The organism is Streptomyces sp. NPDC001663 (assembly GCF_042893105.1).
Taxonomy (GTDB): domain Bacteria; phylum Actinomycetota; class Actinomycetes; order Streptomycetales; family Streptomycetaceae; genus Streptomyces.
Window position 1 is genome coordinate 555,763 of the sequence record NZ_JBIAUR010000002.1, and the last position, 26,555, is coordinate 582,317.

The window sequence follows — 26,555 nt, forward strand, 5'->3', positions numbered from 1 at the left end:
GACCATCCGAGTGAGGATCACGATGAGTCTCTCCGCAGTGTTCGATCCCGACGTCCTCACCCTGCCGCTTTTCGACGACGCGCACCGCGCTCTCGCCGACGAGATCGGGCAATGGTGCGCGGACCGGGCCGAGGCATGGGCGAGCCTGGACATCACCGACCCGGCCGCCGCCGGCCGGGCCATGCTCGCCGAACTCGGCGGGTCGGGCTGGCTGCGCCACCTCGACCCGGACCGGCCCGACTCCGACCTCAGGTCCCTCTGCCTCAGGCGCCAGGCCCTGGCGTACCACGAGGACCTGGCCGACTTCACGTACTCGATCCAGGAGCTCACCGCCGCCGCGATCACCCGCCACGGCACCGACCGGCAGCGCCGCCGCCACCTGCCGGGCCTGGCCGACGGGTCCAGCGCGGGGGCGCTGGCCGTCTCCGAGCCCGGCGCGGGCTCCGACCTCGCCGCCGCGGTGCTCGAGGCGACCCCCGACGGGGACGGATTCGTCCTCAACGGAACCAAGACCTGGATCGCGCAGGGCGACATCGCCGACGTGTGTGTCGTCCTGGCCCGCACCGGAGACGGTCCCGGCCCGCTGGGCCTGACCACCTTCCTCGTCGACTGCGGCGACCCCGGCTTCAAGGCCGAGCCCATCGGCGCGATCGCGCCCCGCTCGTGGGCCGAACTGACCTTCACGGACGTCCGGGTGGGCCCCGAGGCCGTGCTCGGCGAGCGCGGCCAGGGCCTCGTGGTCGCGCTCGACGTACTCGAACGAGCGCGTGCGACCGTGGCCGCCGCCGCGATCGGCTTCGCCAGGCGCGCCTTTGGGCTCGCACGCGACCATGCCCGTACCCGCAAGGCGTACGGAGGGCGGCTCGCGGACCTCCAGCTCGTCAGGTCCTCTCTCGCGGGCATGGACGTCAAGCTCTCGGCCGCCTCCTTGCTGACCGCCCGCGCCGCCTGGGCGATGGACCTCGACCGCGACCACGCCAAGCACTCCTCGACCGCCAAGCTCTACGCCACCGAGGCCGCCGGCGAGATCGTCGACAGCGCCGTCCAGATCTTCGGGGCCGCCGGGCTCGTCGCCGGCAGCGCGATGGAGCGGCTCTACCGCCAGATCCGTTCCCTGCGCATCTACGAGGGATCGTCCGAAGTGATCGAGATGACGATCGCCGACGCCCTGTGAAGGACGGCCCCGACAGGGCGGCCGCTGCCCGCCACGAACACCCGTATCCCCGTGCTCGACAAGGGAAGCCACCCATGACGCCACCACACCTGTGGCTGCGCGCCGAGACCCACCCCGGCGAGCAACGCACCCCACTGACCCCTGCCGACACCGCCACGCTCGTCAAGCAGGGCGCGCAGGTGACCGTCGAGCACTCGTCCGTGCGCTGCTACCCGATCGCGGACTACCTCGACGCCGGCGCCCGGTCCGTTCCCGCCCGCTCCTGGACCGAAGCACCCGCCGGCGCCTGCGTCCTCGGGCTCAAGGCCCTCCCGGAGGACACCGCCTCCGTCGACGGCCGCCACCTGTACTTCGCGCACGCCTACAAAGGCCAGCAGGGCGCTCGGGAACTCCTGGGCCGCTTCGTGACCGGAGGCGGCGAGATCCTCGATCTGGAGTACCTCACCGACGCCCACGGGCGACGCCTCGCCGCCTTCGGCCACTGGGCCGGCTACGTCGGCGCCGCGCTGGCGGTCCGGCACTGGACCGGCGAGCTCGACCGTCCGCTGCGGCCGACCACCAAGGACGTGCTCGACACCTTCCTCGGCCCATTCGCGCGGCCGCCGCGCGTGCTCGTCATCGGGGCGCGCGGACGCTGCGGCCAGGGTGCCCGGGCCGCTCTCGAACGCACCGGCATCGAGGCGACCCTGTGGGATCTGGCCGAGACCGCCGACCTCGACCGCGAGGCGATTCTCGACCACGACATCCTCATCAACGCGGTCCAGCTCACCGAACCCGGCGAGCCCTTCCTGGCCCCCGAGCATCTGCGAGCAGACCGCCGCCTCTCGCTCATCGTCGACGTGACCTGCGACGTCGGCGGCCCCACCCATCTGCTGCCGGTCTACGACCGCCTCACCGGCTGGGACGAGCCGGTCCGTGCCGTCGCCGACGGGCTCGAGGTCATCGCCATCGACAACCTCCCCTCCCTGCTGCCGCGCGAGGCCAGTGACGACTTCTCCGCCCAACTGGCCTTGCAGCTGCCGCAGTTGCCCGACGGCGATTGCTGGGAACGCAGCCGCCGAGCCTTCCACACCGCCCTGAGCGAGACGGGTCTCCAAGATGTCTGACCTTCCCATCCGGCCCAGCGGGACCGTCCACTGGGTCGGCACCGGTCTGTCGACCGGCCGCAGCGGACTCGACCTCCTCGGCCAGGCGGCCGACGTCGTCCTGTGGGGCCGCACCCGTGAACGCGCCGATGCCCGCCTCGCGACGCTCGCCCCGCGAACTCCGGTGCGGACACGCGGCCTTGACCGCGACGACCTCGCAGCCACGCTGCGTCCCGGCGACGTCCTCGTCTCGATGCTCCCGGCCGGCCACCACCCCGGCCTGTTGCGCACCGCCATCGACGCGGGAGCCCACTTCGCCTGCACCAGCTACACCACGCCCGAGATCGAGGAACTGGCGAAGGAGGCGTGGGCGAAGGGCCTGGTGGTCCTCACCGAAGCCGGACTCGACCCCGGCATCGACCACCTCATGACCCACCTGCTCGTCGCCCGGGCGCGCGAAGCCGTCGGCGACCGCGCCGACCGCGTCTCGCTGACCTCCTACTGCGGGGGCATCCCCGCCGAACCGAACGAGTTCCGCTACCGGTTCAGCTGGGCCCCGCTGGGCGTGCTGACCGCCCTGACCGCCCCGGCCCGGTACGTACGCGACGGCCAGGTGCGCGAGGTCGAGCGGTCCTGGGAGGCCACCGAGGAACTCGTGCTCGACGGTGAGGTCTTCGAGGTCTATCCCAACCGGGACAGCGTCGGCTTCATCGGGCAGTACGGCTTCCCCGAGGGCTGGAGCACCGACGCCTTCGTCCGCGGCACGCTCCGTCCACAGGGGTGGAAGGCGGCGTGGAAGAGCGTTTTCGACACCGTCGCCGCCGGCGATCGCGACCGCCTCGCCGCGCTCGCCGACGAACTGGCCGAGCGGTATCCGACCACCGACACCGACCGTGACCGTGTCGTCCTCACCGTCGGCCTGGAGGTCGAGGGCGACGGCCGGCACTGGGCCGGCCGCTACCGGCTCGACGTGACCGGCGACGACACCGACACCGCGATGGCCCGGTGCGTCTCGGTCACCGCCGCCCGTGGCATCGAACGCGTCCTCGCCGGGGCCCTGCCGCCCGGCCTGCACCGGGCCGCCGCCGACACCCGGGAGGCGGGCGACTGGCTCGACCGGCTCGCCCTCTCCGGCCTGACCTGCACTCTCCAGACCACCGACCAGGAACGACAGCACTGATCCCGGCCTACGGCCAGACACCGACGGCACCTCGCCAAGGCGTCGCGAAACGGGCTCAACAGCCTGCACCTCCACAGGAAGGACCTGACGTGGGACCTGTACCGAAGCCAATGACGGCGTCCGGTGCCGCCGAGCAGAACAGTCACCTCCGGCTCGTCGGTATCGGCGCAGGACCAGCCAACCTGAGTCTGGCCGCGCTGCTGCACGGCGACGCCGAGCAGCCGAACCTGTTCTTCGACCGCAAGCCCAACTTCACCTGGCACGACGACCAGATGATCACCGGTGCGACGCTCCAGGTGTCGATCTTCAAGGACCTGGTGAGCCTGTCCGACCCCACCAACCGGTTCTCGTTCATGTCGTATCTGCACGAGCACGGCCGGATGTACCACTTCCTCAACGCCCAGTTCGCCGAGGTGCCGCGGCCGGAGTTCCGCAACTACCTGGCCTGGGCGGCCGAGACCAACGAGAACGTGGTCTTCTCCGAGACCGTCGAGCGGGTCGACTTCGACGGTGTCTTCCGGGTCACCACGGACCGCCGCCAGGTCACCGCCGACAACATCGCGGTGGGCGTCGGCACCGTGCCGTGGGTGCCCGAGTTCGCCGAACCGCACCTGGGCTCCGGGCACTTCCACGTCAGCCAGTACCTGCGGCACGCGAAGAACCTGGCGGGCAAGCGGGTCGCCGTGGTCGGCGGCGGCCAGTCCGGCGCCGAGGCGTTCCTCGACCTCATCTCGCGGCCCGAGTCCGAGCGCCCGGCCTGGGTCTCCTGGATCTCCCGGCGCCGCAACTACTTCCCGATCGACGACTCGACGTTCACCAACGACTTCTACATGCCGGAGTACTCCGAGTACTTCTACCGGCTCTCCGAGACCAAGCGCGCCGAGCTCAACTCGGCCCATCTGCTGAGCTCGGACGGGATCTCCGAGTCGACCCTGCGGGCGATCTACCAGCAGCTGTACCGGCTCCAGTTCATCGAACGGGACGAGCACCGATTCGGGCTGCTGCCCAACCGGTCCGTCGTCTCCGCCGACCGCACGGCGAACGGCACCTTCGAGGTGACGCTGCGCCACAACGACGAGTCCGGCCAGAACCAGTGCCTGCCGGTCGACGCGGTGGTGTGGGCGACCGGCTTCCGCTCCGCGCCCAAGCCGTTCCTCGAGCCCCTGATGGACCGCATCGAGACCGCGAACGGCGAGTTCCGGGTCGACGAGGACTTCGCGATCTCCTGGGACGGCCCGCCGGACCGCAAGATCTTCGTGCAGAACGCGGTGCGCGGCCAGCGCGGCCTGCCCGACGTCAACCTGAGCCTGAACGCCTGGCGGGCCCAGCGCATCGCCAACCGCCTGCGCGGCTGCAGCGCTCCCGAGCTGGCGATGTCGTTCATCGACTGGTCCGCCAAGAACGGAAGGGGCACGCAGTGGACGGCGTAGACCTCGCCATCGTCGGCGGCGGAGTCATCGGCGCGCTCATCGCCCGTGAGGCGGTCGCGGCGTTCCCCGGCGCGACCGTCGCCGTCCTGGAACGCGGCCTGATCGGCCAGGGCGCCTCCAGCCGCTCGGCCGGTGTCCACTTCCCGCGCGGTGCGACCGAGCGCGTCAGGTCCATGTCCGAGCACTCCCAGCGTGTCTGGGAGCGCCTGGCCGCCGAACTCGGCCTGCCGATACGTGCGTTGGACGCGACGGTCGTCGCGGCCGGCGACGCCGACGCGCTCTCCACCACATACCTGCGACTCGGTGACGAGACCGCCCCGGCCGACCCGGCCCGCGGCTGGTCGGCCCCGCCGGGCGCCCGGGCGTGGCAGCTGGACGGGTGCCACTACGCCGACGTCCGGGCAGTCGCGGGGCGCGTTCTGGCCGGGCTGCGCGACCAGGTGACCGTTCTGGAGGGAACCGAGGTCACGGGACTCTCCTCCGACGGCGAGCACCACCGCCTCAGCCTCGGCCAGGGGCGCGAGTTGCTCGCTCGCCGGGTCGTCCTGGCCCCCGGCCCGTGGCTCGCGCACCCCGCCTGGGCCGAACTGGTCGCCCCGCTCGGCCTGCGCGTCAAGAAGGTCGTCGCCGCCCATCTCGAATCGTCTCCCGCGCCCGACGACCCGCTCACGATCTTCCACGACGAGGACGCCTTTCTGCTGCCGCTCCACGAGCGCGGCCACTACCTGTTCAGCTACACCTGCGACCGCTGGGACGTCGCCCCCGACGACGTCGACCTCGTCCTGGAGCAGTCCGACCTCGAGGACGCCCGGGCCGTCCTGGGCCGCTTCGCGCCCGGCCTGGTGGCCCGGTGCACCTCGGGCCGGGTCTTCTGCGACGCGTACAGCCCGCGCCGCGAGCCCGTCGTCGCCGAGCTGCGGCCCGGCCTGGTCTTCGCCGGAGCCGCCAACGGCTCCGGCTACCGCCTGGCTCCCGCCATCGCCGCCGAGACCGTCGCCGCCCTGGACCTCACCCCGACCGGACCCATCTCCCAGCCACTACAGAGGCAGTCATGATCCTCAACCAGTACAGCGAATCCGAACTGTCCGAAGCCTTCGGCATCGAGATGTCCTCGGTCGAGGGTCTCGGTGTCGGTGCCGGCTGGGGCCGAGTCGCCCCCGGTGCCTCCTCGCGCACCGACCGGCACGACGAGACCGAGTTCTTCGTCATCGTCGCCGGTACGGGCGAGCTGACCGTAGACGGCCGCAGCTACCCGGCCCCGACCGGCACCGTGGTGCTCTTCGAGCCGTTCGAGTCGCACATCATCACCAACACCGGCGAGACGGACCTGGTCTTCTTCACCCAGTACTGGCGCGACTCGGCCCGCGCCCGTGCCTCGGCCACGTCGCGTATCCGTGCGAACCACACCGACCGTCCCCAGTTCGTGTTCTCCACGCCTCCGACGCCCAACGGCGACCTTCACCTCGGTCACCTCTCCGGCCCCTACCTCGGCGCGGACGTCTACGTCCGCTACCAGCGCCTCATCGGCAACCAGGCCTGGCACCTGACCGGCAGTGACGACTTCCAGAGCTATGTCACCGCCGTCGCCGCCCGCGAGGGCACCACGAACGCCGAGGTCGCCGCCCACTTCTCGGCCGAGATCGCCGCGACGCTCGAGGCGATGGACATCAGCGTCGACGAGTACTACGTCACGAGCGCGGACGAGGGCTACCGCGAAGGCCTCCAGCGCTACTTCACCCGGCTCGTCGACTCCGGGCAGATCAGCCCCAAGGCCACGCCCGCCCTTCTCGACTCCGAGACGGGCGACTACCTCTACGAGGTCAACGTCGGCGGCACCTGCCCCAGTTGCTCCCACGGCACCGGCGGCAACATCTGCGAGGAGTGCGGCGAGCCCAACCTCGTCGCCGACCTCGTCGATCCGACCTCCCGCCTCAGCAGCGCCGCGCCGAAGAACGCCGAAGTCGAGCGCTACACGCTGCCGTTGCACGAGTTCGCCGACACGGTCGCCGACCACCACAAGCTCGGCCGTGTCCCGGCCCGCCTGCGCGAACTGGCCCAGCGGGTCTTCGCCCGCAAGACGCTCGACCTGCCGGTCTCCCACCCCTCCGACTGGGGAGTGCGGCCTGCCGAGGACGACCTGAGCGGCCAGGTCATCTGGGTCTGGCCGGAGATGAGCCACGGCTTCCTCCACGGCATCGAACGGCTCGGCGCCGGCCTGGGGGAGGAGTGGTCGAAGGAGGAGCCTTCCAAGGACTGGAAGATCGTGCACTTCTTCGGCTACGACAACAGCTTCTACCACTCGATTCTGTACCCGGTGCTCTACCGGCTGGCCCACCCCGAGTGGAACCCCGACGTCGACTACCACGTCAACGAGTTCTATCTGCTCGAGGGCCAGAAGTTCTCCACCAGCCGGCGGCACGCGATCTGGGGCAAGGAGATCCTCACTCCCGACACCGTCGACGCCGTCCGCTACTACCTCTCCCGCACCCGCCCCGAAGCCGAGCGCACCGACTTCCGTCGCGCCGAGTTCGACCGGGCCCGTGCGGACACGCTCGTCGGCGAGTGGGAGGAGTGGCTCGTCGGCCTGGGCGACCGTATCGACCGTCACTTCGACGGCGTCGTCCCCGACGCGGGCACCTGGACCACCGAGCACACCGCCTTCCTGGCGCGCCTGTCGATACGACTCGACGAGGTCACCGCCGCGCTCAGCCCAGAAGGGTTCTCGCTGACGGCCGCCGCGACCGCGCTCGACGGCATCGTCACCGACGTCCGTGCCTTCTCCCGTCAGCAGTCCGCCCTGGCGCAGGACGGCCGATGGAGCTCCGAGGCCCGCACCGCGCTCGCTCTCGAACTGGCCGCGGCCCGCCTCCTCGCCACCGCCTCGGCTCCCCTGATGCCGCGCTTCTCGGCCAAGCTGGCCGCCGCCCTCGGCATCCCGGCGATCGACACCTGGCCCGACACGGCCGACCTGGTCGAGGCCGGCAGCCGCTGCACCCTCTCGGGCACCCACTTCTTCGGCACCGACGAGCAGCGATGACCGAATCGATCATCAACCGCATCATCGCCACCAGGCCCTCCCACGACGGTGCCCTCACCGTCACCGGCCTCGGCCACCGCACCACCGTGCCGCTGGCCGAGTTCCACGACCGGGCCAGGGCCGTCGCCGGAGCCCTGCGCCGCCGGGGCATCGGCGCGGGCGACCGCATCGGCATCCTCTCGGCCAACCGGCTCGAGTGGGTGCTGCTGGACCTCGCCGCGCTCATGCTCAAGGCACAGACCGCGGGTTTCGAGCCCGGCAAGTTCAGCCCCGACGCCGAACTGATCGAGCGCTACGGCCTCGACGTCCTCTACACCGACGTCCGGCTGCCCGACGACGCCCCGTCCCGGGTCATGCCGATCTCGGCTGTCGCCGGCCACGCCGAGGAGGCCACCGAGACGTTCGAGCCGGAGGCGTGGGGCGCGACGGAGTGCACCACCGTCAAGTTCACGTCCGGCTCCACCGGAGTCCCCAAGGGACTCGAGGCCACCGTCGGCAGCATCGACTCCTCCCTGCACGCCGTTCAGAGCCTGTTCGAGCACCGGCCGGGCGACGACATCCTGACCTTCCTGCCCCTCTCGCTCCTCCAACAGCGCTACTGGCTGTATTCGGCGCTGTATTGGGGCCACGACATCACGATCACGACCTATCAGTCCGTCTTCGCCGTGATGCCGACCGTCCGCCCCACCGTCGTCATGGGCGTCCCCGCCTTCTTCGACACCGCCAGACGACACCTCGAGAGCAGGCTCGCCGACGGCATCGAACCGGCCAAGGCCGCCGCCGAACTCTTCGGTGACCGCATCCGCTACCTGTGGACGGGCTCGGCTCCCGCGGACCCGGCGACACTCAGGTTCTACGGCGAGGCCGGGCTTGCGATCTACGAGGGCTACGGCCTCAACGAAACCTGCATCGCCACCAAGAACCACCCCGGCGCCCACCGTGAAGGCAGCGTCGGCCGGGCACTCCCCGGCAAAGAGATCGTCATCGACGACGAAGGTGTGGTCTGCGTCCGCAGCGACCACCCGGTCAACACCGCTTACACGTACGCCGCTTCCGGCGACAGTGAGCGCATGTTCCGGCCGGGCGGAATCGTCCGCACCGGGGATCTCGGCCGGCTCGACGAGGACGGATTCCTGTACATCCTCGGACGCGCCGACGACGTCATCGTCCTCGACAACGCCAAGAAGATCATCGTCAGGCCCGTCGAGACACGTTTCCGTGACACCGGCGCGGTGGCCGAATGCGTCCTCTACCACCCCAGCCCGGCCGGACTGGTCGCCGTCGTCTCCCCCCACGCCGGCCCGGTCGACACCGCCGCGATCGCCGAGGCTCTCGCCTCGGTCAACACCGCCTCGGAACGCGACGAGCGCATCACCCGCGTGATCGTCGCCGATGAACCGTTCACCGTCGACAACGGGCTTCTCACCTCTCAGTTCAAACCGATCCGCAAGCGCATCGCGGACCGCTACCGCGACCGGATCGACAACCCGAAGGCAGGCATCCATGCCCACTGACCTCGACACCCTGGCCCGCGAGAAGCTCTCCCAGGTGCTGCGCGACCATCCTGACCCCGCGGGCCTCGACCTCGGCGAGGACCTCGTCGAGACCTATGGGATCACCTCGCTCAACAAGGTCCTGTTCCTGACCTCCCTGTGCAAGGCTGCCGACGTCGGCCTCGACAACTTCACCGAGGACGACCTCGCCCGTATGCGCACCCTCGGCAATGTCGTCGACGCCCTGCGGCCCCACGCCCCCCAGAAGGGATGAGTTCCTTGACCCGCACCGCCTGGAGCGAGAACGCCTCCGCGCCCCTCGAGAACGAGCACGTCGAACTCCACCCGATCTCGGAGGATGACCGTGAACCACTTCGCAAGATCGCATTCGACGACCGGATCTGGACGTACTTCGTTTCCCGTGTCGAGAGCGACGCTGATTTTGACCAGTTTTTCGACGCCATGCTCGCTGACCAGCACAGTGGCAAGCGCGCGGTCTACATCATCGTCGACAGGGGCACCGGACAGGTCGCCGGAAGCTCCAGCTACGGCAACCTGAGCGAGGCCGACGGGCGGCTGGAGATCGGCTGGTCCTGGCTCGGAGTCGACTTCCAGGGGAAGGGCATCAACCGCTGGGCCAAGTACCTGCTTCTGCAGCACGCGTTCGACGTCCTGGGCGCCGAGCGTGTCGAGTTCAAGACCGACGTCCTCAACGCTCAGGCCCGTGCCGGACTCCGCAAGATCGGTGCGTACGAGGAAGGCGTCATGCGCAGCTTCAACCCCATGCCCGAGGGCAGGCGGCGCGACGCGATCTACTACTCGGTTCTCCGCGCCGAATGGCCCTCGGTCGAGGACCAGCTCGGCCGGCTCGGCAAGGCTGTCAACCCGTGCGCGTGAACAGTGTGCCGCTCCTCGAGCTGTCCGGCCCGCCGCGCGCCCGTGGCCTCACCCACGGGCGCGCGCTGGCCGGACGGCTCCGCGGCTTTCTCGACGACTCGCTCGCCCGCCTCGGCCACCTCGGTGACCGCCCGGTCGACCTCGACTCGCTGCGGCCGGACATCGCGGCCCACCGTGAGGTCGTCACCAGGGCGCTGCCGGACCTCGCCGAGGAGATCGACGGCCTCGCCGCCGGCGCCGGAGTCGACCGCGACGCGGCCTGGCTGCTGCAGCTGCGCCGCGAACTGCTGGGCTACAGCCGTGTCACCGCCGGGGACTGCACCACCTACGCCTCGGTCCTGGGCGAGCCGGTGCTGGCGCAGACGGTCGACCTGAACGGGAACCTCGACGACCAGATCGCCGTCCTCGCGGTCTCCGGACCGCGCCACCGCTCCCTGGTGCTCAGCTTCGCCGGTCTCCTCGGCTACCTCGGTGTCAACGACGCCGGCATCGCCGTGGGCATCAACCTCGTCCTCGGCGGTGAATGGGAGCCGGGAGTGCCGCCGTACCTGGCGATCCGGCACGTTCTCGACACCGCCGACACGGTCGACCAGGCCGTCGAGACGCTGCGCGAGCTGCCGCTGGCCAGCTCGCGGTCGTTCATGATCTGCGGCGCGGACCGGACCGTGTGCGTCGAGGCCCTGGGCTCGCAGCGAAGCGTTCTCGAAGGCGATGAGCTGGCGCACACGAACCACTTCCTGGACGCCGGTTTCGCCGAACGGGACGAGATCAACATCTTCGCCAAGAACTCGTCCAGGCGGCGTCTGGAGACGGTTCGCGAGGCGGGCATCCCGAAGGCGAGCGACACCGCGGGCCATCACCGGCTCCTGTCGACACCGCCGATCCTCGTGCCGGACAACGGCGACATCCGACGCGAGCGGACCGTTGCGGCCGTGATACTGCGCCCGGATCTGGGGGAGATGCGGCTGTGGCCGGGCGACCCGTCCGCTGTGCCGGAGCAGGTCCACTGCCTGCGTTAGCAGTTGACACCTCTGTGCCATACGGGTTCGGCCCCGGGACCGTGAACACGGTCCCGGGGCCGAATGCTTCGACTCGGTGGGTGCGGACGCTCAGCGGCCGATGAGGTGATGCTGGTCCTGCGGCCGCAGTCGCAGGCTGTGCTGGCCGCCGTCCACGGCGAGCATCATGCCCACGGACGCGCTCGACAACGGGCTTGCCAGGTAGGCGATCGCGCCGGCCACCTCGTCGGCCGTCACCAGACGGCCCGGCGCGAGGAACTTGAGCAGCGACTCCCGGGCCGCCTCCGGGTCCGCCGTCCCCTGCAGCTGATTCTCCACCCACGGGGTGTCCGCCGTGCCGGGCGCGACACAGTTGACGCGGATGCCCTCGCGGGCGTGGTCCGCCGCCATGGCCAGGGTCAGCGAGTACACGGCACCCTTGCTGGCCGAGTACAGCGTGCGCGTCTGGTGTCCGGCCCAAGCCACGATCGAGCACGTGTTGACGATCGCGGCGGCGGGCGAGCGGCGCAGGTGCGGCAGGGCGTACCGGGCGACCCTGACCATGCCGACCACGTTGACGTTCAGGACGTTCAGCCACTCCTCGGAGCTGTTCGTGGCGACATCGCCGACCGCGGGTATGCCGGCGTTGTTCACCACGATGTCAAGGCGGCCGAACCGCTCGACCACGGCCTCCACGGCAGCCTCGACCTGGGCGTCGTCGCCGACGTCGGCCTGGACGCCGAAGACGTCGTCCGGCAGGCCTTCCGTCTTGAGATCGAGGACGGCGACCTTCGCGCCCCTGCTGGTCAGCAGTTTCGCCGTGGCCAGACCGATTCCCTGGGCGCCGCCCGTAACGATCGCCACGAGTCCTTCGAAGTCACTCACTGGTTCTCTCCTGTCACATGTCGAACTATCAGGAATGCGCGGCGGCCACCGCGTCGTCCGGGCGGCGCAGCCGCAGACAGAGCTGGGCGCTCAGCAGCCCGAGGACGCCGACCATGGTCCACAGAGCCCAGGGTGCGAACGCGTAGACGGCACCGCCGACGATCGGCCCCGCGCCCGTGCCGATCGTGTACGCGGCGCCGTACAGCCCCTGGTAGCGCCCGATCAGGCCCGGCGGGGTCAGACTCGCCAGATGGGCCTGGGCGATGGAGGAGTACACCATCTCGCCGAACGTCCAGATCAGCACCGTCACCGCCAGCAGGCCCATGCCGGTCGTGAACCCGGTCAGGGTGAGACCGACGCAGGTGAACAGGTTGCCGACGGCCAGGACATGGTGCGGCCGGTACCGAGAGACCACGCTGATGAGGGGCAGCTCGAAGAGCACCACCACCAGGCCGTTGAGCGCCATCAGGAGACCGAAGTCGCGCGCGTTCATGCCCACGTCGCTGACGTGCAGGGGCAGGCCGACGGTGGTCTGGATGTAGACGAACATGGCGAACACGGCCATCAGCAGGAAACGCACCAGGGTGCGGTCGCCGAGCGCCTGCCGGTACCCGACCGCCGAATCCTCCTGTGTTTCCTCGTCGTCGGCGTCGGACTGCGCCTTCGGCGCGTCCCGCAGCAGCACCGTCACGATCAGGCCGAACAGCAGGAGCGCGGCGGCCTCTCCGAGGAAGAGCCCCACATAGGAGATGCTGGCCACCACGCCGCCGACGGCGCCGCCCAGGGCGACGCCGATGTTCTGGGCGAACCTCAACACGCCGAAGGCGGCGAGCCGTTGGTCCGCCGCCACGGAGTCGACCAGCACCGCGGCCATGGCCGGCCGGTGGATCTGCGACACCAGGCCGATGAGTCCGACCACCACGACGATGAGCGCGAGCGGATCGACGAACGGCACGAGCGCCGTCAGGCCCGCGGTGGCCACGACGGACAGCAGGATGGCCGCGCGCCGGCCGATGGTGTCGGTGAGGTAGCCGCCGATGACGTTGCCGAGCACATTGCCCACACCGGACGCACCGAGCACGAGCCCGGCGGCCCCGGCGGAGTAACCGCGCCCGGTCAGATAGAGCACGATGAACGAGGGCAGGAAGCTGCCGGCGTTCAGGATCAGGCTGCCGAGGCTGATGACCCAGACCCGGCGGGGCAGGCTCCGCAAGGTGTCACGGAAGCGCGGCTTGTCGACGCTCGACCGGTCCGACGCCGTGGTACTCACTCGACCGACCCGGTACGCCGGTGGGCCGAGGGCCGCCTGCTGGTGGGTACGACATTGTTGGACAACGTGGCTCCTTTTCTTGCGTTTCCTCCCGGCGAAATGGACGCTACGACCCGCCGACGTCATGCGCGTCCCCGACAAGTTCATTCACGGGGACACATCGCGTTGACCTTTCCCCGCTGCGGCTAAGCGTCTCGGTTACCCCGGCGCGGTGCGGGGCCGTGCCACCCTCGATGCTGGTCCGGATTTTCTTGATGCAGCCCTGGGAACTGGGGGATTTTGAATGCCGCTTGATCCGATCTACGTGGGAATCAGGGAATATCGGGTCGCCACCGGATTCACACCGCTCTACACCATGTCGGTGGACCGGGCCCGGGTAGCGGATCGGGAGACCGAAGCCGAGATCTGGGACTGGGTCGAACAACCCAAAGAGGTATTCGACTTCGACATCGACGGTCCGACGGGTCCGCTGACGCTCAGGGCGTACCGCCCGCAGAGCGAGAGCGACGGTCCGCTTCCCGTGGTGGTGTACTTCTTCGGCGGCGGCTTCGTCGTCGGCTCCCTGGACACGTCCGAGGCGATCTGCCGCGCGGTGGCCAGCCTGACTCCCTGCGTGGTCGTGTCCGTGGGCTACCGGCTGGCACCCGAGCACCCGTTCCCTGCGGCCATCGACGACTGCTACGCCGCCGTGAAGTGGGTGGGGGAGCACGCGTCCGAGCTCGGCGCCGACCCGGCCCGTATAGGCGTCGCGGGAGACAGCTCTGGCGGCAATCTCGCCGCGGTCATGGCCCTGATGGCCAGGGACAAGGGCGGGCCGGAGATCTCCGCCCAGGTGCTCGTCTACCCGCCGACGCGCAATGACGCCACGACGCAGTCCATGCAGGACAACGTCGATCCGATGTTCTTCAACGCGCATTCGTCGGAATGGTTCTGGGACCATTACCTCGCCGACCCCGCCGACGGTGAATCGCCTTATGCCTCACCGGCCAAGGCGGACGACCACAGCGGACTTCCCGCGGCTTTGCTGATGACCGCCGAGTACTGCCCGCTGTACGACGAGGGCGAGGAATACGCGAATGTGCTCTCGCGTGCGGGTGTGCCGGTGGAGTTCCACCCGTACAAGAACCTGCCGCACGGGTTTCTGCAGTTGTCGGCCGTGCTCGAGACGTCCAGGAACGCCATGCGCCTGATCGCCGATTTCCTGCGCCGACGGTTGGGATGACATGAAAATGGCTGAAACCAACCGCGTGGTTCTGCGCGCGCCGAGGTATGTGCTCGGCGAGATCTCGATGGACCACACCGAGATCAAGGGATTTGCCGAACTCGTCGACGAGCGGCGGATGGTGCCCGATGCCGGGATGTGGGGCTGGGGCACTGTGCACCGTACGGAACTCGACACGGCCACGCTCGCCGTACGAGCCGGCCGCCTGACCCTCAGCGCGGCAGGCGTCGAGCCGGGCGAGGTCGACGCGATGGTGCTGTGCTCCACCACGTTTCCCGGCGAGGTCGGGGCCCACGGTGAGCTGATCGCGTCGGTCCTGCGCGGGCTTGGGCTCGACGACGTTCCGGTCACCGGGATCACACTGAACCGGTGCGCGACCCTGCTCACCGGTCTGCAGACGGCCGCCACGATGGTCGCCGCGGGCCGCCACCGGACCGTGCTGGTGATCACCACCGACGCGGTGGCCGACGAATCCGCGCGGCTGGCCGACTTCGCCCTGTTCAGCGACGGCGCGGCCGCCTGCCTGGTCTCGCAGCGGGTGGACGGCGCTTTGGAGTCCTACGAGTGGGTCGCCGACGCGCACGCCCAGGACCCGGCCTCGATGGGCAGGGGCACCGAGATCAGCGCCGATCTGGCCAAGGCGGCCAACCAGCGGCTGTTCGCCGGGGCCGGCATCGCCGTCGAGGAGATCGACGGCCTGCTGCACAACAACATCTTTCTGCCGATCGTGACGATGAAGGAAGTCCAGGCCGGGTTCGCCCAGTCCCAGCTGGACACCTCGAACATCACCAGGGTCGGACACTGCTTCGCCGCGGATCCGCTGATCAACCTGGTCGACCGGCAGTCGGCCGGCACCGTACGTCCGGGCGGGCTCTACCTGCTGGCATCGAGCGTGTCCGGGCTGCGGATGTGCGTCCTGCTGCGGGCAGACCGTCCCCGGCCAACCCACGAAGGAGTCACCGAAGTGCAGAAGAGTGTCGGCGCCGACCCCACCACGCTGTCGTGGCTGCAGACCACGGTCCGGGAGGTTCTGCAGCTGCCCGAGCCCGAGGACGTCGGGACGCGGACCCTGCGCGAGCTCGGCGCGAGCTCACTGCAGACGGTCGGTGTGCAGTACCGCATCCTCCAGGAGACCTCGGTCAGCGTGGAGATGAGCGAGCTGATCGGCTCGTCGACCGTCGCGGATCTCGCCGTGCTGGTCGAGGAGCGCAGGCGGGCCACCGCGTAGCACACGACCGACACGTAAGGGCCGGGGGCGGAAACGCCCCCGGCCCTTACGTGTCGACCGGGACAAAGAGAAACAGGACGCCGCCACCGTCGAGGACGGTGGCGGCGTCGCTCACGCGTACGACAACTGCGTCATCGAATCCCTGAGGTTCGCCAGCTCCGTGGCGGTGGGTGCCGTGATGCGCAGACCGGAGACGCGCCCCGGCTGCTTCCCGTCGAAGGCCCGCACGGCCACACCGTGGTCGAGGAAGAACTGGTACGCCTCGATGGGGTCTTCGGTGGCGATGAAGCGGTAGTGGACGGGAACACCGCGCACCAGACCGGGGAACCGGTCGCCGATGATCTCCTCCAGGCCGAGGGCGTTGGTCAGCAGGGCGGACCGGGTGCGGTCGGCCCACTCGGTGTCGGCCAGCGCGGCGGTCGCCAGAGCGACGTCGACGTAGGAGAGCGTCCAGTTGAGCTTGCGCTCGGCCACCTTGCGGTGGATCTCGGAGTTCAGCGTCCACAGGGCCCCGGTACGGGTGCCGGCGATCCCGAAGAACTTGTTCGGGGAGCGCAGCACCACCACGTTCGACAGACCGGTCTGCGTCATCGAGAGTTCGGCGTACTCGGGCAGGAACTCGATGTACGCCTCGTCGACGATGAGGACCGAGTCCGGGTTGGCGCGGCAGATCTCCACCAGGTCGTCCCGGTGCAGATAGAAGCCCAGCGGGTTGTTCGGGTTGGACAGGAAGACGTAGGGATGGTTGCGCATCCCGAAGTCCACGCGCTCCAGGCGCGACTGGGGCGTCTCCACGGTCCCCGACGGAGGGTCGAGATGCGTGGGGAACCACCGGATGGTGTCGGTGTAGTCGGGCGTGACGACCGCGACCTGCTCCGTGGGGAGAAGCTGTGCGAGGACGCGGATGAACTCGGTGATCCCGCGCCCGGGTATCAGCTGCTCCGGCGACGTCCCCATGAAGTGCGCATAGGCCTCGGTGAAGCTCTCCTCGGATCCGTAGGGGTGCGCGAGGAGATGCTCCGGCTTGATGGACCGCAGTGCGGCTTCCACGACAGGAGGAGGGCCGTAGCGGTTCACGCAGGTTCCCAGGTCCAGATACTCCCTGTCGCGGAGGCCTCTCAGGTCCCCGCCCTGTGTGTTCACTACTGTCGGCGCGTTGTCGATCAAGGCATGTCCCTACAGACGTTGCGGATGAAGGATCGGATTGCTGGGGGCGTACGGCGTCACACGACAGCCGGCGCGAGAACGGCTCTCATCTCCCGCAGATATCCTGGGACGTTGAGCAGGAAGGCGTCATGGCCGGCCGGCGAGTCGGTGTCCCGGTAGTGGGTGACCTTCGTCAGGCCGGTGGCCGTCAGCTGCACCAGGAGTTCGGTGGTGATGTCGCTGCCGAAGAGCCGGTCCGAGGCAAAGCTGAACACGTGGACCGCGGGGTCGTGGTCCGGTGTGAGGCCGTGCGGGCGGTCGAAGGCGCTGAACCGGTCCATCGCGGTCGTCAGATGGAGATAGCTGTTGGCGTCGAAACGGGCCACGAACTTGCCGGCCTGGTGCTCGAGATAGCGCTCGACGGCATAGCGGCCGTGCGCCGGACCGGTGGGCTCGCGGCCGGTCTGGACGGCGCGCCCGAACTTGGTCTCCAGTGATTCGGGAGACATGTACGTGAGGTGGGCGACCATCCGCGCGATACCCAGGCCCTGCCGGGGGCCCGCCCCGAAGAGGCCGTCCGCGTAACGGCCCCCGTCGAACTGCGGGTCGGAGCGGATCGCCGCTCTGCCGACCGCGTGGGCCGCCAGACCGTCGGTGGTGAGACGGGGCGCCGTCCCGATGAGAACGAAGCGCCCCGCGTCGCCGGGGTGCCGCAGCAGCCACTCCAGCGCCTGCATCCCGCCCATCGAGCCGCCGACCACCGAGTGCAGGCGATCGATGCCGAGATGGGCGAGGAGTGCCCGGTGCACGGTGACCATGTCCGAGACCGTGATCTCGGGAAAGTCAGGGCCCAGCGGGCGGCCGGTCTCCCCCGGAGACAGGGGGCCCGTCGTTCCCGCGCAGCCGCCCAGGACGTTGGCGCTCACGACGTGGAAGGTGTCGGTGTCGATCGGCCGGCCCGGACCGACCATCACGTCCCACCACCCGGGTATGTCGTCCGGGTCATGCCGTGCGGGGTGCGAGTCCCCGGTGAGGGCGTGGCAGACGAACACCGTGTTGTCGTGGTGGCGTGCAGGGGTCCCGTACTCCTCGTAGGCGACCTGCACATGGGAGAGCGAACGGCCCGACTCCAGAATGAGCGGACGGTCCGGGGTGAAGAGAGTGGCGATCTTCAGGTGACGGCTGAGAGACGCGGGAAGGCCGGAGGTGGCAGCCCTGCGGTCTTCGATGACGGGAAACGCGTTCAAGTTCTTGTCCTCCAGAAGTCAGCGGCCCGCCGCATGTTTCCGGGCAGCCTCACCGAAAGCGTGGAAGATCCTCCTCGACAGCCCGTCCGTGGTGGCGTACCACTCGGGATGCCACTGCACGGCGAGCCCGAAGGGGTGGCCGTCGGTGACGGCCACCGCCTCGACGACACCGTCGGGAGCTTCGGCCTCGATCCGAAGTCCCGCTCCCAGACGGTCGATGGCCTGGCCGTGGAGAGAGTTCACCCGCGCCGAACCGATGCGGTCGGTCAGCTCGTCCAGCGTTCCGCCCGCGACGATCCGTATCTCATGTGCGGGGAGGTACTGCTCGTCCCGGGGCAGCGAGAGGTCCTCGCGGTGAGTCCCCGACTCGAGGGTGCGCAGGGTGCCGCCGTGGACGACGTTCAGCTCCTGCAGTCCCCGGCAGATGCCGAAGAGGGGGAGGGCGGCCTCGACGGCCGCCGGGATCAGTGCGAGCGCGAGCGCGTCGCGATCGGGGTCGAAAGGGCCGGGCCCGTCCGACGCTCCGTAGCGCTCCGGGGCGACGTTCGTCTCATGGCCGCCGAGCACCAGGCCGTCGAACCGGTCCAGTCGGTCGGCGAAGGTGTGGCCGTCCCCCGGGACGAGGACGACGGTGCACTCGGCCACCTCCTCCAGCGCGGCGACGTACTTGTGACGTACCGCGTCATGACGTACGTCGTCCCAGGTTTCGGCCGAGCACGCGAGAGCGACGAGCGGCCGGTTCATGAGCGGTCCAAGGCCTGACCGAGGTCGGCCAGCAGATCGTCGATGTGCTCGACGCCGACGGCGAGGCGGATGGATCCCTGGGTCACTCCGGCGGCGAGCTGCTCCTGCTCGGGCAGCTGGGCATGGGTGGTCGAGGCCGGGTGGGTGGCGAGTGAGCGCACGTCACCGACGTTCGTCGCATGAGAGACGAGCCGGAGCGACTCGATGAACCTGCAGCCGGCCTCGCGTCCACCGGTCAGCTCGAACTGGACGAGCGGACCGCCGTTCTCCCCGAAGTAGCGTGTGGCGAGTTCGGCCTGCTCGCCGGTGGCGAGGCTGGGATGGCGCACCGCGCCGACCTTGGGATGGGCCTGGAGGAAGCGTGCCACCGCGGTTGCGTTCTCCCCGTGGGCACGCATCCGCAGGTGGAGAGTCTCCATGCCCTGGAGCAGCAGCCAGGCGTTGAACGGGCTGAGGCAGGGACCCAGGTCACGCATCAGGGTCTCGCGGGCCTTGAGCAGATAGCTGCTCCGGCCGAGCGGACTGTCCAGGTTCTTTCCGGTACGCGTCCACACCACGCCGCCGTGCGCCGAGTCCGGCTGTGTCAGCAGCGGGTGGCGCTCCGCGTGGAAGTCCCAGTCGAAGCGGCCGGAGTCGAGGATGAGCCCGCCGAGGGTCGAACCGTGCCCGCCGATGTACTTGGTGGCGGAGTAGACCACGATGTGGGCGCCGTGCTCCATCGGCCGGCACACGTACGGGACCATCGTGTTGTCGAGGATCAGCGGAACGCCCGCCTGCTCGCCCAGTTCGGCGACGGCCTCGATGGGGAACACGCTCAGCCGCGGGTTGGGCAGCGTCTCGCCGAAGTAGCAGCGCGTGCGCTCGTCCGTGGCGGCGGCGAAGTTCTTCGGGTCGGAAGGACTGACGAACCGGGTCTCGATGCCCATCCGCTGGAGGGTGTTGGCGAGCAGGTTCCAGGTGCCGCCGTACAGCTCGTTGGAGCTGACGATGTTGTCCCCGGCCTGACACAGGTTCAGCAGGGCGAGTGCGATGGCCGCTTGCCCGGAGGCGACGGCGAGCCCGGCGGCGGCACCCTCAACGGCTGCCATGCGCTCCTCGAGCACATCGCACGTGGGGTTGTTCAGCCGCGTGTAGGCGTGTCCGTCCTGCTGGAGGTCGAAGATCCCGGCCGCGTCGGCCGTGCTGGGAAGTTCGTACGCGGAGGTCTGGAAGATCGGCGTGACGATCGGCGGTGTGAGGCCGAGCCGCCATTCGTATCCGCCGTGGATGGCCGCTGTCTCCGCGGCACGGAATGCCTTGCGTTGTGCGGGTACGTCATACCGGGACACCGTTGTCCTCCTCAACTCGGACCATGGAGCGGACTATCGCGGTGATCGCGCTGGGCTGGCCCTGTGGACCGGGGTGCCACAATCCGCCGAACTGGGCGTCCACCTCGGCGTACTTCGGGTCGCGCATCCGTATCTCGCGTGCCTGGGGCAGCTTGTAGAAGGGCGTACGCGGGTCGAGATGGTGTTCCAGGTGGTAGTGGTCGTTGTGGATCCCGGTGAGCAGTCGCTCCCACAGGCGGCTCTTGCGGTTGCGGGTCATGTAGAGGTCCACCGAGGAGTCCCGCACCAGAGGCGTGTGCTCCGACAACTCGATGTACCAGCCCAGGATCTGAAAGCTCGTCAGGTAGGGGACGACCCAGAAGAGCAGCAGCTCGACGAACCAGTCTCCGTGCCAGGCCACTCCCGAAACCGTCGCCCAGAATGCCCAGAAGCCGAGCCCGTCGAGTATCCGCTTTCGACGCTGCACAGGATTCGCGGGGGCCGACGACTTCTCCGCCGCCCCGGTGAGCACCCGGTAGCGATTGCGGATGAGATAGCGGATGTACGCCCACGTCTGCGAGCCGAACAGCGGCATGAGCACCACCCGGCGGATGTACGACGGTGCCGTGTCCTGCTTGTAGGCCCCCTGCTCGATGAAGAAGCGCAGGTCGGGATCGAGATCGGGGCTGCCGAGGCGGGGGTGGTGCGTGTAGACGTGCGACACCTTGTACGCGTAGTGCTGCTGAAAGATCGGGTATGCGGTCAGCACGGTGCCGACGGCCATCTGCAGCCTGCGGTTCGATATGCCGACCCCGTGCGCGCAATCATGAAGAATCGTGGACAAGCCGCGCTGTCTGGCGCCGATGACGAGGGCTGCCAGGGGATAGAACCAATACGAGCCGTACACGCACAGCAGGACACAGCCGGCCATCCACACCAGGTCCTCGAGCCATGCAAGCAACGCGTGCCAATTGTCAGGCGTGTTCAGCGCCTTCAGGTCGCGTGCCACGTCGGTCGGAAAGCGATACATGGTGTATCGCCGGCCGGTGTACGCCCAGGTCGTTGTGTCGGTACTCACTCACCCTCCTTGCCTCCACCTCGGTGGCGGTTCTTCCGGTCGGAATTTCGTTGACATGCCGCGCCGAAGGGACACTAAAGGCGCGCCCGCACCGTGCACGTCCGCGACAATTGAATGCGCGGCGACGTATCACGCTGACTTTTCTCCGCTGCGACTGCGGATTTTGCTTACCAAGGTCTTTCAACTCGCCCGCGAGGGCGGCGTGATGCGGTAGTCGACCCTGTTCAGGGTGTTCTCCACGCGGTCGCGCAACTGGCTCATCGAATCGGCGACGACCGCGAAGCGGAGGAAGAAGTTCTCCCGCTTCAGGTCGGTGATCTCGTAGTGGTCGGTGATCCGTGCGCCGATCACACCGGGGAGGGCGCGCAGATCGTCCTCGGTGGTGCTCACCTCGACGGTGCCGAGCTCGTCGCCCTCCATGTCGATCCAGCCGACGATCGGCCGCTCACGCAGCGGAATCGGCTGTTCCAGCGTGAACTCGCCCAGTGCCATGGAGACGAGTGCGCCGACCGCGTCGATCCCGCTGATCTCGAGGACCGCTTCGGGGATCATGCCGCCGCCGGGACGCGGATTGATCTCGATGAGCTCCGTCCGGCCGTCCTCGGTGGACCGGCCCTCGAAGTGCAGCCAGCACTGGTCGAGCCGGAGATCGGTGCAGAACGCGTCGACCCGCTCGCACAGGGTGCGCACACCCTCACGTACGTGATCCTGCTCCGGCGGATGGAACTCGAGTCCCGCGTCGTGGTGCCTGACGTGGTCGTGCTCGGGCTTCTCGACCGCCAGAAGCGGATGGAAACGGCCGCCGACGACAGGCCCGTCCACGGAGAACTCGACGCCGGGCAGATACTCCTCGACGATCAACTCGGTGTCGGCATGGCCGGCTTCGGCCAGGCGGCGTCGGTAGTCGACCAGCTCGTCGGGCCCGTCCACCCGGCTGACCAGCCAGGAGGCCCCGGAGTCACGTGAGGGTTTGACGATGGCGGGGTAGAAGTCCACCGCCGCCGGATCGTCGCTGTAGCGCATGGCGGACAGACCCAGTGCCTTCATACGGTCGCGCACCAGCACCTTGCTGAACAGCACATGACGGTTCTCGTCGGCACCCGGAAGGCCGTAGTGCGCGGCTGTGGCCAGCTGCCAGGGCGCCAGCCTTTCCAGCATGTTGACGACGGCGACGGGCTCGATGTCGCGCTGTTCGAGCCGGGTCGTCAGCGCGTTCAGGTCCTCGCTGTCCCAGTCGACCAGGACGTGGTCGTCGCACTTGTCGCGGTAGAGGTGGTCGGAAAGCTCGGAGACCAGCACGGAACGCAGCCCGCGGGCTCGCAGTTGTTCGGCGACAAGTGCCACGTTGCCGAAATTCTGCGTGGAGAAGATGAGCACGGATTTCACGCCGCGACCTCCGGGGTTTGGTGTTCGGCAGTGATGGTCGATTCATTGGCGAAACAGAGCAAACCCCGCCCCTCAAGTACCGGGACCGGGTGCGGGTTCTGCGTGTTCAAAAGTCAGGGTGGCACGGGCGGGATTGCGGCCGAGTAATCGGGACGCGTATTCGTACGACGGGAATGTCAGCCGGATGCGTCCTCGGGAATGCGTTTGTCGCGGACGTGTGCCGGGCGGGTGGGCTCGTAGGTTGCGTTTTCGATGCGGCGGACATTTGTGCCGTTCGGTCGAGCAAGTGTCAGTGGACGGGAGGGAGTCGCGTGGTGGTGACCTTGAGCGGATCTGTGATCGGGGTGGAATCGTGATCCGGGTGGCGGTGGCCGGTGCGGCCGGCTACATCGGCGGGGAGTTGCTCCGGCTGCTGATCGGGCACCCCGAGGTCGAGGTGGTGGGCGCGGTCTCCTCCCGTTTCCCGGGCAAGCGGGTCGACGGGGTGCACCCGAATCTGCGGGCCTCCACCGATCTGCTGTTCTGCTCGGCCGACGAGGTGGAGGAGTGCGACGCGGTCTTCCTGGCCCTGCCGCACCGGGCCGTGATGACCCAGATCGACCACTGGATCGAGCGGGCCAAGCTGGTCGTCGATCTGACCGGCGACTTCCGCCTCGACGACGCCAAGGTCTTCGAGCGCTACTACGGCACCGCCCACCAGGCACCGCACCTGCTGGGCGACTTCGTGCCCGGCCTTCCCGAACTGCACCGTGAGCGTCTGCGCGGCGCGGACCTGGTCAGTGTGCCCGGCTGCATGGCCACGGCGGGTGTCCTCGCGCTCCAGCCGCTCGTCGCGCACGACCTGATCGACACCGAAGCGGGCGCCCAGCTCGACGCCCGCACCGGCTCCAGCGGCTCCGGCGCCACGGCCGGCCCGGCGAACCTGCACGCCGAACGCAGCGGCGCCATGCGGGTGTTCGCCCCCACCGGCCACCGTCACGAGGCCGAGATCTCCCAACACCTGGGAATGGCCGCGGCGATGACCGCCACCGGCGTCGAAGCCGTGCGCGGTGTGCAGACCATCTGCCACACCACCCTGCGCCCCGGCGTCGACACCCGGACGGTCCGCCGCGCCTTCCGCGAGCAGTACGCCGACGAGCCCTTCGTCCGCGTCGTCGCCCACCAGCGCGGCATCTTCCGCTACCCCGACCCGAAGATCCTCCTCGGCTCGAACTTCTGCGACGTCGGCTACGCCCTCGACGAGGACACCGGACGCCTGACCACCATCGGCGCCCTCGACAACCTCGTCAAAGGCGGCGCGGGCAACGCCGTCCAGTGCCTCAACATCCGCATGGGCTGGCCCGAGACGCTCGGCCTGACCTTCCCCGGCCTCCACCCCCTCTAGCCCTCGCCCCACCGGAGAGACCGTGACCACCAGACCACTCACCGTCGTCAAATGCGGCGGCAATCCCGCCGTCGACGCCGCGGGTATCTGCGCCGACATCGCCCGCCTCGTCCACGAAGGGCACTCCATCGTCCTGGTCCACGGAGGTTCCGGAGAGATCCGGCGGCTCGCGGGGGAACTCGGCGTCCCGCAGCGCACCCTCGTCGCCCCGGACAACGTGTCCACCCGGTACACCGACCCGGCCACCCTCGAAGTGGTCGTCCTCGCCCTGGCCGGCGCGGTCAAACCCAAGCTGGTCGCGGAACTCGCCCGCCACGACGTGCCCGCGGTCGGCCTCACCGGCATGGACGGCGGCATGCTCCGCGCCCGCCGCAAAACCGCCGTCCGCGCCGTCGTCGACGGCCGCACCGTCCTGATCCGCGACAACCACAGCGGTCGGCTCACCTCGGTCCGCACCGAACTGCCCGAAACCCTGCTGAACGCCGGCTACGTCCCCGTCGTCTCGCCACCCGCCATCGACGAGCACGACCAGCCCGTCAACGTCGATGCCGACCGGGCCGCGGCAGCACTGGCCGCCGCACTCGGCGCCGACCAGCTCCTCCTGCTCACCGGCGCACCCGGTGTACTCGCCGACCCCGGCGACCCCACCAGCGTGCAGAGCGTCCATCACATGTCCCCGACCGGCCCACCCGACCCGTCCGCCACCGGCGGCATGGCACTCAAGCTCATCGCCGCACGCGAAGCGCTCACCGGCGGAGTCGCCACCGTACGCATCGCAGACGGACGCACCACCGACCCCGTCAGCAAAGCACTCGCAGGAGCCGGCACCACGGTGAGCATCGCCTGCGCGCAGGCGCCGGCCCTCAGCTCACGTGAAAGGGAGATCCGCGCATGACCGAACCGAAGAGCGAACCAGCCGTGTGGCAGGGCGGCACGGTCTGGCTGACCGGACTGCCGAGCGCGGGCAAGACCACCATCGCGAAGGGCCTCGCCGAGCGACTGCAGGCCGGCGGACACCGGGTTCAGGTGCTCGACGGTGACGAGGTCCGAGCGGCACTCTCCGCGGAACTGGGCTTCTCGAAGGAGGACAGGGACACCAACGTACGGCGCATCGGTTACGTGGCCGGGCTGCTCGCCGAGCACGGTGTCACGGTGCTGGTGCCGGTCATCGCCCCCTACGGGCTGTCCCGCGCGGCGGTCCGGGACCTGCACGCGAAGCGCGGCGTCCCCTACGTCGAGGTGCATGTGGCGACTCCGGTGGAGATCTGCGCCGACCGTGACGTCAAGAACCTGTACGCCAGGCAGGCGGCGGGCGAGATCAGCGGACTCACCGGCGCCGACGACCCCTACGAGGCCCCGATCGACCCCGATCTGCGGATTCACACGCAGAACCAGACCGTCGACGAGTCGGTCCAGCAGGTACGCGCGCTGCTCACGGCACGAGGTCTGTCATGACCGCCGCGACCCAGGCCGTGCTCACGCACCTCGAGATGCTGGAAGCCGAGACGGCGCACATCTTCCGGGAGGTGGCGGGCGAGTTCGACCGGTCGACGCTGCTGTTCTCCGGCGGCAAGGACTCCATCGTCATGCTGCATGTGGCGCTCAAGGCGTTCGCCCCGGCGCCGCTGCCGTTCTCGCTGCTGCACGTGGACACCGGCCACAACTTCCCCGAGGTGATCGCCTACCGCGACCGGATCGTCGAGAAGCACGGACTCCGTCTCGACGTGGCATCCGTGCAGTCCTACATCGACGACGGAACGCTCCGCGAGCGCCCGGACGGCACCCGCAATCCGCTGCAGACCCTGCCACTGCTGGACGCGGTCCGTGACGGCCGCTTCGGTGCGGTGTTCGGCGGCGGCAGGCGCGACGAGGAGAAGGCACGCGCCAAGGAACGTGTGTTCAGCCTGCGGGACGAGTTCGGTGCATGGGACCCGCGCAGACAGCGGCCCGAACTGTGGCAGCTCTACAACGGTCACCATCAGCCCGGTGAACACGTCCGCGTCTTCCCCCTGTCCAACTGGACCGAGCTGGACGTGTGGCAGTACATCGAGCACGAAGGCATCGAACTGCCCGAGATCTACTTCGCGCACTGGCGGAAGGTGTTCCAGCGCGACGGCATGTGGCTGGCGCCCGGCGACTGGGGTGGCCCCCAGGACGGCGAAACCCTGTGTGAACGCCAGGTCCGGTACCGCACGGTCGGCGACATGTCCTGCACCGGCGCGGTCGACTCGTCGGCTTCGACGGTGGCAGCGGTGATCGCGGAGATCGCGGCGAGCCGAGTGACCGAGCGCGGTGCGAGCAGGGCCGACGACCGGTTGTCCGAGGCCGCCATGGAGGACCGCAAGCGAGAAGGGTACTTCTAGA

Annotated in this window: 24 protein-coding genes; 16 read left to right on the plus strand and 8 right to left on the minus strand. The window is 69.2% G+C overall.

The features are described from left to right. Nucleotides 1–22: 22 nt before the first annotated feature. From ACFY1L_RS08845 to ACFY1L_RS08890, 10 genes are all read left to right on the plus strand, one after another. Nucleotides 23–1,174: an acyl-CoA dehydrogenase family protein gene (locus ACFY1L_RS08845; protein ID WP_388820256.1), complete on the plus strand. Its 1,152-nt coding sequence runs from the start codon at nucleotides 23–25 to the stop codon at nucleotides 1,172–1,174. A gap of 74 nt (nucleotides 1,175–1,248) precedes the next feature. Beyond that, nucleotides 1,249–2,280: a saccharopine dehydrogenase gene (locus ACFY1L_RS08850; protein ID WP_388820259.1), complete on the plus strand. Its 1,032-nt coding sequence runs from the start codon at nucleotides 1,249–1,251 to the stop codon at nucleotides 2,278–2,280. Next, complete coding sequence (locus ACFY1L_RS08855) at nucleotides 2,273–3,439, plus strand: saccharopine dehydrogenase family protein (protein WP_388820262.1); 1,167 nt, start codon at nucleotides 2,273–2,275, stop codon at nucleotides 3,437–3,439. The genes ACFY1L_RS08850 and ACFY1L_RS08855 overlap by 8 nt, the downstream gene beginning before the upstream one ends. A 110-nt stretch (nucleotides 3,440–3,549) precedes the next feature. Continuing rightward, nucleotides 3,550–4,869, plus strand: a complete 1,320-nt coding sequence (locus ACFY1L_RS08860) for a lysine N(6)-hydroxylase/L-ornithine N(5)-oxygenase family protein (RefSeq protein ID WP_388821147.1) — start codon at nucleotides 3,550–3,552, stop codon at nucleotides 4,867–4,869. Next, nucleotides 4,857–5,924 carry an NAD(P)/FAD-dependent oxidoreductase gene (locus ACFY1L_RS08865; protein WP_388820265.1) on the plus strand — a complete coding sequence of 356 codons (1,068 nt, stop codon included), beginning with the start codon at nucleotides 4,857–4,859 and terminating at the stop codon, nucleotides 5,922–5,924. Before ACFY1L_RS08860 ends, ACFY1L_RS08865 begins: the two co-directional genes overlap by 13 nt. Next, complete coding sequence (locus ACFY1L_RS08870) at nucleotides 5,921–7,906, plus strand: class I tRNA ligase family protein (protein ID WP_388820268.1); 1,986 nt, start codon at nucleotides 5,921–5,923, stop codon at nucleotides 7,904–7,906. Before ACFY1L_RS08865 ends, ACFY1L_RS08870 begins: the two co-directional genes overlap by 4 nt. After that, the gene (locus tag ACFY1L_RS08875) at nucleotides 7,903–9,420 is read left to right on the plus strand and encodes an AMP-binding protein (RefSeq protein WP_388820271.1); all 1,518 of its coding nucleotides are present in this window, start codon (nucleotides 7,903–7,905) and stop codon (nucleotides 9,418–9,420) included. Before ACFY1L_RS08870 ends, ACFY1L_RS08875 begins: the two co-directional genes overlap by 4 nt. Further along, nucleotides 9,410–9,673: an acyl carrier protein gene (locus ACFY1L_RS08880; protein WP_388820274.1), complete on the plus strand. Its 264-nt coding sequence runs from the start codon at nucleotides 9,410–9,412 to the stop codon at nucleotides 9,671–9,673. The genes ACFY1L_RS08875 and ACFY1L_RS08880 overlap by 11 nt, the downstream gene beginning before the upstream one ends. A 5-nt stretch (nucleotides 9,674–9,678) precedes the next feature. Beyond that, nucleotides 9,679–10,296: a GNAT family N-acetyltransferase gene (locus ACFY1L_RS08885; protein ID WP_388820277.1), complete on the plus strand. Its 618-nt coding sequence runs from the start codon at nucleotides 9,679–9,681 to the stop codon at nucleotides 10,294–10,296. Continuing rightward, nucleotides 10,287–11,315: a C45 family autoproteolytic acyltransferase/hydolase gene (locus ACFY1L_RS08890; RefSeq protein ID WP_388820280.1), complete on the plus strand. Its 1,029-nt coding sequence runs from the start codon at nucleotides 10,287–10,289 to the stop codon at nucleotides 11,313–11,315. Before ACFY1L_RS08885 ends, ACFY1L_RS08890 begins: the two co-directional genes overlap by 10 nt. 90 nt (nucleotides 11,316–11,405) lie before the next feature. On the opposite strand, the gene ACFY1L_RS08895 is transcribed toward ACFY1L_RS08890, so the two are convergent. Both ACFY1L_RS08895 and ACFY1L_RS08900 read right to left on the minus strand, forming a co-directional pair. Continuing rightward, nucleotides 11,406–12,179, minus strand: a complete 774-nt coding sequence (locus tag ACFY1L_RS08895) for an SDR family NAD(P)-dependent oxidoreductase (RefSeq protein ID WP_388820283.1) — start codon at nucleotides 12,177–12,179, stop codon at nucleotides 11,406–11,408. 28 nt (nucleotides 12,180–12,207) lie between these two features. After that, nucleotides 12,208–13,449, minus strand: a complete 1,242-nt coding sequence (locus ACFY1L_RS08900) for an MFS transporter (protein ID WP_388820286.1) — start codon at nucleotides 13,447–13,449, stop codon at nucleotides 12,208–12,210. 283 nt (nucleotides 13,450–13,732) lie between these two features. On the opposite strand from ACFY1L_RS08900, the gene ACFY1L_RS08905 reads away from it, so the two are divergent. Together ACFY1L_RS08905 and ACFY1L_RS08910 are read left to right on the plus strand one after the other, a co-directional pair. Next, nucleotides 13,733–14,671: an alpha/beta hydrolase gene (locus tag ACFY1L_RS08905; RefSeq protein ID WP_388820289.1), complete on the plus strand. Its 939-nt coding sequence runs from the start codon at nucleotides 13,733–13,735 to the stop codon at nucleotides 14,669–14,671. Between the two features lie 7 nt (nucleotides 14,672–14,678). Next, on the plus strand, nucleotides 14,679–15,899 hold the full coding sequence (locus ACFY1L_RS08910; RefSeq protein ID WP_388820292.1) for a phosphopantetheine-binding protein: 1,221 nt from the start codon (nucleotides 14,679–14,681) through the stop codon (nucleotides 15,897–15,899). Nucleotides 15,900–16,010: 111 nt separating this feature from the next. Here the strand turns inward: ACFY1L_RS08910 and ACFY1L_RS08915 are convergent, their stop codons facing one another. From ACFY1L_RS08915 to ACFY1L_RS08940, 6 genes are all read right to left on the minus strand, one after another. Further along, nucleotides 16,011–17,042, minus strand: coding sequence for an aminotransferase class I/II-fold pyridoxal phosphate-dependent enzyme (locus tag ACFY1L_RS08915; RefSeq protein ID WP_388821150.1), 1,032 nt, complete (start codon nucleotides 17,040–17,042; stop codon nucleotides 16,011–16,013). Nucleotides 17,043–17,122: 80 nt separating this feature from the next. Further along, nucleotides 17,123–18,292: a homoserine O-acetyltransferase gene (locus ACFY1L_RS08920; protein ID WP_388820295.1), complete on the minus strand. Its 1,170-nt coding sequence runs from the start codon at nucleotides 18,290–18,292 to the stop codon at nucleotides 17,123–17,125. An 18-nt stretch (nucleotides 18,293–18,310) separates the two neighbouring features. Then, entirely contained in the window at nucleotides 18,311–19,036 is a 726-nt protein-coding gene (locus ACFY1L_RS08925; RefSeq protein ID WP_388820298.1) for a gamma-glutamyl-gamma-aminobutyrate hydrolase family protein, read from the minus strand. Further along, complete coding sequence (locus ACFY1L_RS08930) at nucleotides 19,033–20,364, minus strand: O-acetylhomoserine aminocarboxypropyltransferase/cysteine synthase family protein (RefSeq protein WP_388820301.1); 1,332 nt, start codon at nucleotides 20,362–20,364, stop codon at nucleotides 19,033–19,035. The genes ACFY1L_RS08925 and ACFY1L_RS08930 overlap by 4 nt, the downstream gene beginning before the upstream one ends. Further along, nucleotides 20,351–21,421, minus strand: coding sequence for a fatty acid desaturase family protein (locus tag ACFY1L_RS08935; RefSeq protein ID WP_388820304.1), 1,071 nt, complete (start codon nucleotides 21,419–21,421; stop codon nucleotides 20,351–20,353). Before ACFY1L_RS08935 ends, ACFY1L_RS08930 begins: the two co-directional genes overlap by 14 nt. Before the next feature lie 180 nt (nucleotides 21,422–21,601). Then, on the minus strand, nucleotides 21,602–22,807 hold the full coding sequence (locus ACFY1L_RS08940; protein ID WP_388820307.1) for an acetyl-CoA carboxylase biotin carboxylase subunit family protein: 1,206 nt from the start codon (nucleotides 22,805–22,807) through the stop codon (nucleotides 21,602–21,604). 352 nt (nucleotides 22,808–23,159) lie between these two features. Here ACFY1L_RS08940 and argC point away from each other — a divergent pair, with 352 nt between their 5' ends. From argC to cysD, 4 genes are read left to right on the plus strand one after another with little or no spacing between them, the layout of a single operon-like run. Continuing rightward, nucleotides 23,160–24,191 carry an N-acetyl-gamma-glutamyl-phosphate reductase gene (gene argC, locus ACFY1L_RS08945; protein ID WP_388820309.1) on the plus strand — a complete coding sequence of 344 codons (1,032 nt, stop codon included), beginning with the start codon at nucleotides 23,160–23,162 and terminating at the stop codon, nucleotides 24,189–24,191. A 22-nt stretch (nucleotides 24,192–24,213) separates the two neighbouring features. Next, nucleotides 24,214–25,086 (plus strand): [LysW]-aminoadipate kinase, encoded by an 873-nt coding sequence (locus ACFY1L_RS08950; RefSeq protein ID WP_388820312.1) that lies wholly within the window; start codon nucleotides 24,214–24,216, stop codon nucleotides 25,084–25,086. After that, complete coding sequence (gene cysC / locus ACFY1L_RS08955) at nucleotides 25,083–25,646, plus strand: adenylyl-sulfate kinase (protein WP_388820315.1); 564 nt, start codon at nucleotides 25,083–25,085, stop codon at nucleotides 25,644–25,646. Before ACFY1L_RS08950 ends, cysC begins: the two co-directional genes overlap by 4 nt. Beyond that, on the plus strand, nucleotides 25,643–26,554 hold the full coding sequence (gene cysD, locus ACFY1L_RS08960; protein WP_388820318.1) for a sulfate adenylyltransferase subunit CysD: 912 nt from the start codon (nucleotides 25,643–25,645) through the stop codon (nucleotides 26,552–26,554). The genes cysC and cysD overlap by 4 nt, the downstream gene beginning before the upstream one ends. Nucleotide 26,555: the final 1 nt, after the last annotated feature.